General features: G+C 75.0%; 1 protein-coding gene and 1 pseudogene. Both read left to right on the top strand.

The window, feature by feature from the left end:
- Positions 1–22 precede the first annotated feature (22 nt).
- Positions 23–5,809: pseudogene (locus tag ACWDBE_RS38870) on the top strand (type I polyketide synthase); the annotation flags it as partial.
- Between the two features lie 29 nt (positions 5,810–5,838).
- Positions 5,839–9,183, top strand: a 3,345-nt coding sequence (locus tag ACWDBE_RS38865; RefSeq protein ID WP_449810340.1) for a type I polyketide synthase, incomplete at its 3' end; no start/stop codon positions are given.

The raw sequence follows: 9,183 nt of genomic DNA, 5'->3' as shown, positions 1-9,183 counted from the left end.
GCACCTGGTCACGGTGCACGGGGTGCGGAGTCTGGTGCTGACCAGCCGTCGTGGTCCGGACGCGCCGGGTGCGGTCGAACTGCGGGACGAGCTGGCCGGGTTGGGCGCGGAGGTGGAGGTCGTCGCCTGTGACGTGTCCGACCGCGGCGCCGTCGCGGGGCTGCTGGAGGGCCGGACGCTGTCGGCGGTGGTCCACACCGCCGGTGTGCTCGATGACGGTCTGGTGTCCTCGCTGACCCCGGAGCGGCTGGACGCGGTACTGCGTCCGAAGGTGGACGCGGCCTGGCACCTGCACGAGCTCACCCTCGGCCAGGACCTCACCGACTTCGTCCTCTTCTCCTCCGTCTCCGCGCTGTTCGGCACGGGCGGCCAGGGCAACTACGCCGCGGCGAACGTGTTCCTGGACGCGCTGGCGCAGCACCGCGCGGCACTGGGCCTGCCCGCGACCTCGATGGCCTGGGGCCCCTGGGCCCACGAGGGCGGCATGCTCGGCCGGCTCGACGAGGCCGAGGTGCGCCGGATGAGCAGGGGCGGGGTGCCGCCGCTGGGCGCGAAGGAGGGCCTGGCGCTCTTCGACGCGGCCCGCGCCGGGGTCGAACCGGCCGTGCTGCCGGTCCGCCTCGACCTGCCCGCGCTGCGGGCCCAGGCGAGGACGACTCCGCCTCCCGCGTACCTGCGCGGCCTGGTCCGGGCCACGGTCCGGCGGGCCGTGGCCGGCGGCACGGCCGGCGCGGGCTCGTCGCTCGCGGCGCGCCTGGACGGCCTGGACGGCGCGGAGCGGCACGCCCTGCTGCTGGACCTGGTCCGGACGCAGGTGGCGGCCGTCCTCGGACACGGCACGGCGGAGGCCGTCGTCGCCGACCGCGCGTTCAAGGACCTCGGCTTCGACTCGCTGACCTCGGTCGAGTTGCGCAACCGCCTCAACACGGCCACCGGCCTGCGGCTGCCCGCCACCCTGGTCTTCGACCACCCGAACCCCGCCGCGCTCGCGGACCACCTGCTGGGCGAGCTCCTCGGCGCCCGGCCGGCGGCGAAGCCCGTCGCGGTGGCCGTCCGGACGGCGGGCGCGGACGAGGACCCGATCGCGATCGTCGCCATGGCCTGCCGCTTCCCGGGCGGTGTCCGCACCCCCGAGGAGCTGTGGCAGCTGGTGCTCTCCGGCACCGACGCGGTCGGCGCGCTGCCGACCGACCGCGGCTGGGACCTGAGCGCCCTGGCCGCCGTCGAGAGCGGCACCCAGCAGGCCCGCGAGGGCGGGTTCCTGTACGACGCGGACCGCTTCGACGCCGCGTTCTTCGGGATCTCGCCGCGTGAGGCGCTCGCCATGGACCCGCAGCAGCGGCTGCTGCTGGAGACCTCCTGGGAGGCCTTCGAGCGCGCGGGCATCGACCCGTCCTCGATGAAGGGCAGCCCGACGGGTGTCTTCGTCGGCGCCTCCTCGCACGGCTACGCGACCGGGCAGGGCGTCGACCAGGCGGGCCTCCAGGGCCACCTGCTGACCGGCAACGCCACCTCGGTGGCCTCCGGCCGACTCGCCTACACCTTCGGTCTTGAAGGCCCGGCGGTCACCGTCGACACGGCCTGCTCGTCCTCGCTGGTCGCGCTGCACTGGGCCGCCCAGGCGCTGCGCAGCGGCGAGTGCACGATGGCCCTCGCGGGCGGCGTGACGGTGATGGCCGGCCCGAGCATGTTCCTGGAGATGGGCCGCCAGGGCGGTCTCGCCTCGGACGGCCGCTGCAAGGCCTTCTCGGCGGACGCCGACGGCACCGGCTGGGCCGAGGGCGCGGGCGTGCTGCTGCTGGAGCGGCTGTCGGACGCCGAGCGCAACGGGCACCCGGTGCTCGCGGTGGTGCGCGGCAGCGCGATCAACCAGGACGGTGCCAGCAACGGGCTCACCGCCCCCAACGGCCCCGCCCAGCAGCGGGTGATCCGCCAGGCCCTGGCCAACGCCGGGCTGTCGGCCGCCGAGATCGACGCGGTCGAGGCGCACGGCACCGGGACCGCGCTGGGCGACCCGATCGAGGCCCAGGCGCTGCTGGCCACCTACGGCCAGGAGCGCAGCGGCGACCGCCCGCTCTGGCTGGGCTCGCTGAAGTCCAACATCGGCCACGCCCAGGCGGCGGCCGGCGTGGCGGGCGTCATCAAGACGGTGATGGCCCTCCGGGCCGGCGTGCTGCCCAAGACCCTGCACGTGACCGAACGTTCGCCGAAGGTCGACTGGTCGGCGGGCGCGGTGGAACTGCTGACCGAGGCCCGGCCGTGGCCGGAGACCGGGCGCCCGCGTCGCGCGGCCGTCTCCTCCTTCGGCATCAGCGGGACCAACGCCCACACGATCATCGAGCAGGTCGGCATGCCCGACCGCACCCCGGCCGAGCCGGTGGAGCGCGTGCAGGCGGCGGACGCCGTCCTGCCGTGGGTGCTGTCGGCACGCAGCGAGCAGGCCCTGGCCGACCAGGCGCGGCGACTGCTGGCCCACTGGGAGGAGCACGACGACCTGCGGGCCGCCGACATCGCGCACTCCCTGACGACCGGACGCAGCACCTTCGAGCACCGGGCCGTCGTGATCGGCTGGGACCGTACGGAGTTCGCGGACGGTCTGACCGCCCTGGCCGCCGGGCGGAGCTCCGCCCGCGTGGTGGAGGGCATGTCCGAGGGCGGGAAGCTGGCCTTCCTGTTCACCGGGCAGGGGAGCCAGCGGCCGGGGATGGGCCGGGAGCTGTACGAGGCGTACCCGGTGTTCGCGGAGGCCTTCGACGCGGTCTGCGCGCGGGTCGAACTGCCGCTGCGGGAGGCTGTGTTCGGCGAGGACGCCGCGGTTCTCGCCCGTACGGAGTTCACCCAGCTCGCGCTGTTCGCCGTCGAGGTGGCGCTGTTCCGCCTGCTGGAGAGCTGGGGTGTCCGCCCTGACTTCCTGGTCGGCCACTCGATCGGCGAGCTGGCGGCCGCACACGTCGCGGGCGTGCTGTCGCTGGACGACGCCGTCACCCTGGTGGTGGCCCGTGGTCGGCTGATGCAGGCGCTGCCGGAGGGCGGCGCGATGGTCGCGGTCAAGGCCGCCGAGGCCGACGTCCTGCCGCTGCTCACCGAGAACGTCAGCATCGCGGCGATCAACGGCCCGACGTCCGTGGTGATTTCCGGCGACGAGGGTGAAGTCCTGGCGATCGCCGGGAAGTTCGAGAAGACCAAGCGTCTCAACGTCTCGCACGCGTTCCACTCGCCGCTGATGGACGGCATGCTGGACGACTTCCGTCGCGTGGCGGAGGGCCTGTCCTACGCGGCGCCGCGCATCCCGGTCGTGTCGAACGTGACGGGTGCCCCGGCGAGCGCCGAGGAGCTGTGCTCGCCCGAGTACTGGGTGCGCCACGTGCGCCAGGCGGTCCGCTTCGCCGACGGCATGCGGACCCTGGAGGCCCAGGGCGTGACCACGTACCTGGAGCTGGGCCCCGACGGCGTGCTCTCGGCCATGGGCCAGGAGTGCGTCGAGCAGGGCGTGTTCACCCCGGCGCTGCGCGCAGGGCGCGCGGAGGCCCGGACGGTGGTCGGTGCGGCGGCCCTGGCGCATGTGCGGGGTGCGGCCGTCGACTGGACGGCCGTCCGGGGCCGGGACACCGGTGCTCGGCGGGTGGAGCTGCCCACGTACGCGTTCGACCGGCAGAGCTACTGGCTGCAGAGCTCTTCGGCGCCGGAGGCCGGGCCGGCCGGTACGGGCGGTACGGGCGGTGCGACCCAGCAGGCCGACGGCTGGTTCTGGGACGCCGTCGAGCAGGAGGACGTGCACTCCCTGGCCGACGCCTTGGACTCCGGGGACGACGACCTGCGTTCCTCGCTCGGCACGGTGCTGCCGGTGCTGTCCGAGTGGCGTCGGCGCCGGACCGCGGAGTCCACCGTCGACGGCTGGCGCTACCGGGTCGAGTGGAAGCCCCTGCCGGAGGCCGCCGCGACCGTTCCGTCCGGTGAGTGGCTGGTGGTGGCGGAGGACGTCTCTGCCGCGCCGGTGGTGGCGTGTGCGGGGGCGTTGTCGGGTCGTGGTGTGTCGGTGCGGCTGGTGGGTTCGGCCGGGCTGTCGCGCGCGGAGTTGGCGGCTGCGGTGGCTGCGGCTGCCGGTGCCCCGGTGGCGGGTGTGCTGGGTGTGGTGTCGGACGCGGGTGTCGCGCTGACGCTGGTGCAGGCCCTCGGTGACGCCGGTGTCGGTGCGCCGCTGTGGCTGGCGACCGGAGGCGCCGTGTCGACGGGTCGTGCGGATGTGCTGCGTGACGCGGCGCAGGCGCAGGTCTGGGGTCTGGGCCGGGTCGTCGCGCTGGAGCACCCGGAGCGTTGGGGTGGTCTGGTCGACCTGCCGGAGGTGCTGGACGAGCGGGCGCAGGGCCGACTGCTGTCGGTGCTGGCCGGTCTGGGTGAGGAGGACCAGGTCGCGGTTCGGGCGAGCGGTGTGTTCGTACGCCGACTCGTCCGGGCCAACCGGGCCGAGGGCCCGGGCTGGGCGCCGCGCGGCACCGTCCTGGTCACCGGCGGCACGGGCGCGCTGGGCGCGCACGTCGCCCGCTGGCTGGTCGCCAACGGCGCCGAGCACGTGGTGCTCACCAGCCGCCGTGGCCTGGACGCGCCGGGCGCGGCCGAGCTGCGCGACGAACTGACCGCTCTCGGCGCCCGGGCCACCGTCGCCGCCTGCGACGTGAGCGACCGTACGGCCGTCGAGGCGCTGCTCGCCGAGCACGCCTTCACCGCCGTCGTCCACGCCGCCGGCGCCACCGCGTCCGCGCCGCTCGCCGAGACGGCGCCGGCGGACTTCGCCGCGGTGGTGGCCGCCAAGGTGTCCGGTGCGGCGCACCTGGACGAACTGCTGGGCGACACCGAACTGGACGCCTTCGTCCTCTTCTCCTCCATCGCCGGCGTCTGGGGCAGCGGCGGGCAGGCCGGCTACTCGGCCGCCAACGCCTACCTGGACGCCCTGGCCGAGCAGCGCCGCTCGCGCGGCCTGGCCGCCACGGCGATCGCCTGGGGCCCCTGGGCGGGCTCCGGGATGGCCACCGAGGCCGACGCGGAGGAGCAGCTGCGCCGCCGCGGACTGAACGGCATGGCCCAGGAGTTGGCGACCGAGGCGCTGGCCGGCGCGATCGGCGGCGAGCCCTCGATCACCGTGGCCGACGTCGACTGGGAGCGCTTCGCCCCCGGCTACACGGCGCTGCGCCACAGCCCGCTGATCGGCGACCTGCCGGAGGTCCGACTGGCCCTCGCGGCCGGCGAGGCCGACGGCGGGGCGTCCGAGGGCACCGACGCGGCGGCCGAACTGCGGGCCCGGCTGGCCGGGTCGACCGACGGGGAGCGGCGGCAGGCGCTGCTCGACCTGGTCCGCGGCACCGTGGCGGAGGCCCTCGGGCACGCCTCGGCGGCCGAGGTCAGGGCCGACCGCTCGTTCAAGGACCTCGGGTTCGACTCCCTCACCGCGGTCGAGCTGCGCAACCAGCTCACCGTGGCCACCGGTCGGCGACTGCCGGCCACCCTGGTCTTCGACCACCCCACACCGAGGGCGCTCGCGGACCACCTCACCGCGGAACTGTTCCCGGCGGGCGGTGACGCGGCCGGCCCCGAAGACGGGGAGGCGCGGATCCGCCAGGCGCTGGCCACGGTCCCGTTGTCCCGACTCCGGGAGGCCGGAGTGCTGGACATCCTGCTGGATATCGCCGGTTTGCACGACGACGTCCAGGAATCGGACGGCTCGGACGGAGAGGAGAGCGCGGCATCCATCGACGAGATGGACGTCGACAGCCTGATCCAGATGGCGTTCGAGAACACCGATTCCGATTCCTGACGATTTTTGCGAGAAGTGTGGAGCACATGATGGCCTCGTCCAACGACAAGATGCTTGAGGCGCTTCGTGCGTCGCTGAAGGAGACCGAGCGACTCCGGCAGCAGAACCGGCAACTCCAGGCCGCGTCCCGGGAGCCGATCGCGATCGTCGCGATGAGCTGCCGCTTCCCTGGCGGGGTGCGCACCCCCGAGGAGCTGTGGCAGCTGGTCGCCGACGGCGGCGACGCGATCTCCGTCTTCCCCGAGGACCGCGGCTGGGACACCGAGGGCGTGTACCACCCGGACCCGGCGAACTACGGGACGACCTACTCCCGCGAGGGCGGCTTCCTCGCCGACGCGGGGCGCTTCGACGCGGACTTCTTCGGCATCTCGCCGCGCGAGGCGCTCGCCATGGACCCGCAGCAGCGGCTGCTGCTGGAGACCTCCTGGGAGGCCTTCGAGCGGGCCGGCATCGACCCGGCCGGGCTGAAGGGCAGCCAGGCCGGCGTGTTCGTCGGCGCGGCCTCCTCGGGCTACGCGTCCTCGCTGCGCGCCGTGCCGGAGGGGCTGGAGGGCCACCTGCTGACCGGCAACGCGGGCAGCGTGGTCTCCGGCCGGCTGGCCTACTCCTTCGGTCTCGAGGGCCCGGCGGTCACCGTGGACACCGCCTGCTCCTCCTCCCTGGTCGCCCTGCACCTGGCGGTCCAGGCGCTGCGGGGCGGCGAGTGCACGCTCGCCCTGGCGGGCGGCGTCACGGTGATGGCCACCCCGGACACCTTCATCGAGTTCAGCCGCCAGCGGGGCCTGTCCGCCGACGGCCGCTGCAAGTCCTTCGCCGCGGCGGCTGACGGCACCGGCTGGTCCGAGGGCGTCGGCATGATCCTGCTGGAGCGCCTCTCCGACGCCCGCCGTCTCGGGCACCCGGTGCTGGCCGTCGTCCGCGGCACCGCCGTCAACCAGGACGGTGCCAGCAACGGTCTGACCGCGCCCAACGGCCCCGCGCAGCAGCGCGTCATCCGCCAGGCCCTCGCCAACGCCCGCCTCTCCGGTGACCAGGTCGACGCCGTCGAGGCGCACGGCACCGGCACCGTGCTCGGCGACCCGATCGAGGCCCAGGCGCTGCTCGCCACCTACGGCCAGGACCGGCCGGAGGGGCGGCCGCTGTGGCTGGGCTCGCTGAAGTCCAACCTCGGCCACACTCAGGCCGCCGCCGGTGTCGCCGGCGTCATGAAGATGGTCATGGCGATCCGCGCCGGGGTGCTCCCGCAGACCCTGCACGTGGACGAACCCTCGCCGAAGGTCGACTGGGCCGCGGGCTCCGTCGAACTGCTCACCGAGGCCAGGGACTGGCCGGAGACCGGCCACCCGCGCCGGGCCGGCGTCTCCGCCTTCGGCGTCAGCGGCACCAACGCGCACGCCATCATCGAGCAGGCCGCGCCGGTCGCCGACGGCGACGAGCCGGCCCCCGTCGCGGGCCCCGGCGCGCTCCCCGCCGGCACGCCCGTCCCGTGGGTCCTCTCCGCCCGCACCGAGAAGGCGCTGCGCGCCCAGGCCGGGCGCCTGCGCGACTGGGTCGGCGCCCACCCCGACGCCCACCCGGCCTCCGTGGCCGCCTCGTTGGCCGCCTCCCGGGCCTCCCTGGAGCACCGCGCGGTGCTGCTGGTCGACGGGCCGGAGGCGGCCGAGCGCGCGCTGGCGGCCTTCGCCGAGGGCGCGGACGAGCCGGCCGCGGCGCGCGGCACGGCGGACGAGGCCCGGATGGCCTTCCTGTTCACCGGCCAGGGCAGCCAGCGGCCCGGCATGGGGCGCGAACTGTACGACGCCTTCCCGGTCTTCGCCGAGGCCTTCGACGCGGTGTGTTCGCGGGTCGAACTGCCGCTGAAGGAGGCGGTGTTCGGAGAGGACGCCGCAGTCCTGGCCCGTACCGAGTTCACCCAGGTGGCGCTGTTCGCGGTGGAGACCGCGCTGTTCCGGCTCTTCGAGAGCTGGGGGGTGCGCCCGGACTTCCTGGTGGGCCACTCGATCGGCGAGCTGGTCGCCGCGCACGTCGCCGGGGTGCTGTCGCTGGACGACGCGGTGGCCCTGGTCGCCGCCCGTGGCCGGCTGATGCAGGCGCTGCCGGAGGGCGGCGCGATGGTCGCGGTGAAGGCCACCGAGGCCGAGGTGCTGCCGCTGCTCACCGGCAACGTCAGCATCGCCGCGATCAACGGGCCCTCCTCGGTGGTGATTTCCGGCGACGAGGCCGAAGTTCTGGCGATCGCCGGACAGTTCGAGAAGACCAAGCGGCTCAACGTCTCGCACGCCTTCCACTCGCCGCTGATGGACGGCATGTTGGCGGACTTCCGCCGGACTGCGGAGGGCCTGACGTACAGCGCCCCGCGCATTCCGGTCGTCTCCAACGTCACGGGTGCCCTGGCCACCGCCGAGGAGCTGTGCTCGCCCGAGTACTGGGTGCGCCACGTCCGCGAGGCCGTCCGCTTCGCCGACGGCATGCGCGCCCTGGAGGCCCAGGGCGTCAGCGTCTTCGTCGAGCTCGGCCCCGACGGCGTGCTGTCCGCGCTGGGCGAGCACGGCGTCCGCGTCCCCGCGCTGCGGGCCGGCCGGCCCGAGGCCCGGACCGCGCTGACCGCGCTCGCCACCGCCTACGCGCACGGCGTCCCCGTCGACTGGCAGGCCCTGCTCACCGGACCTGACACCCGGCGGGTCGACCTGCCGACCTACGCCTTCCAGCACGAGTGGTTCTGGCTGGAGACCGGCCGCACCGCCGTCCCGACCGCCGACGCGGCGGCCCGCGACAACGACGCCGAGCAGCTCGACGCCCGCTTCTGGGAGGCCGTCGAGCGGCAGGACCTGCGCTCGCTCGCCACCGCCCTGGACCTGGACCAGGCGGAGCTGGACGCCTCCGCCGACGCGCTCGCGCCCGCCCTGCCCGTCCTGTCGCACTGGCACCGGCAGCGCCGCGCCCGCTCCACCGTGGACGGTTGGCGCTACCGCGCCGCGTGGAACCCGCTCACCGACCTGCCGACCGCCGGACTCTCCGGTACCTGGCTGCTCGTCCACCCGGAGGGCGGCGGCGAGGAGGGCTGGACCACCGCCGTCGCGGAGGCCCTGGAGAGATACGGCGCCCACGTCCTGAGGCTGCCCGTACCGTCCGGCGCGCTCGACCGGGCCGCGCTGGCCGAGCGGCTGCGCGCTGCCGTCGAGGACCCGGCCGCACTGACCGGTGTCCTGTCCCTGCTGGCCCTCGGGACCGGCTCACACCCCGAGCACCCCGTGCTGACCGCCGGCCTGGCCGACAGCCTCGCGCTGGTGCAGGCGTTGGGTGACGCGGGTGTGGGTGCGCCGTTGTGGTTGGCGTCGCGGGGTGCGGTGTCGGTCGGTCGTGCCGATCGGGTG

It is taken from the genome of Kitasatospora sp. NPDC001132 (genome assembly GCF_053598415.1).
This window is presented reverse-complemented; position numbering and strand designations above follow the sequence as displayed.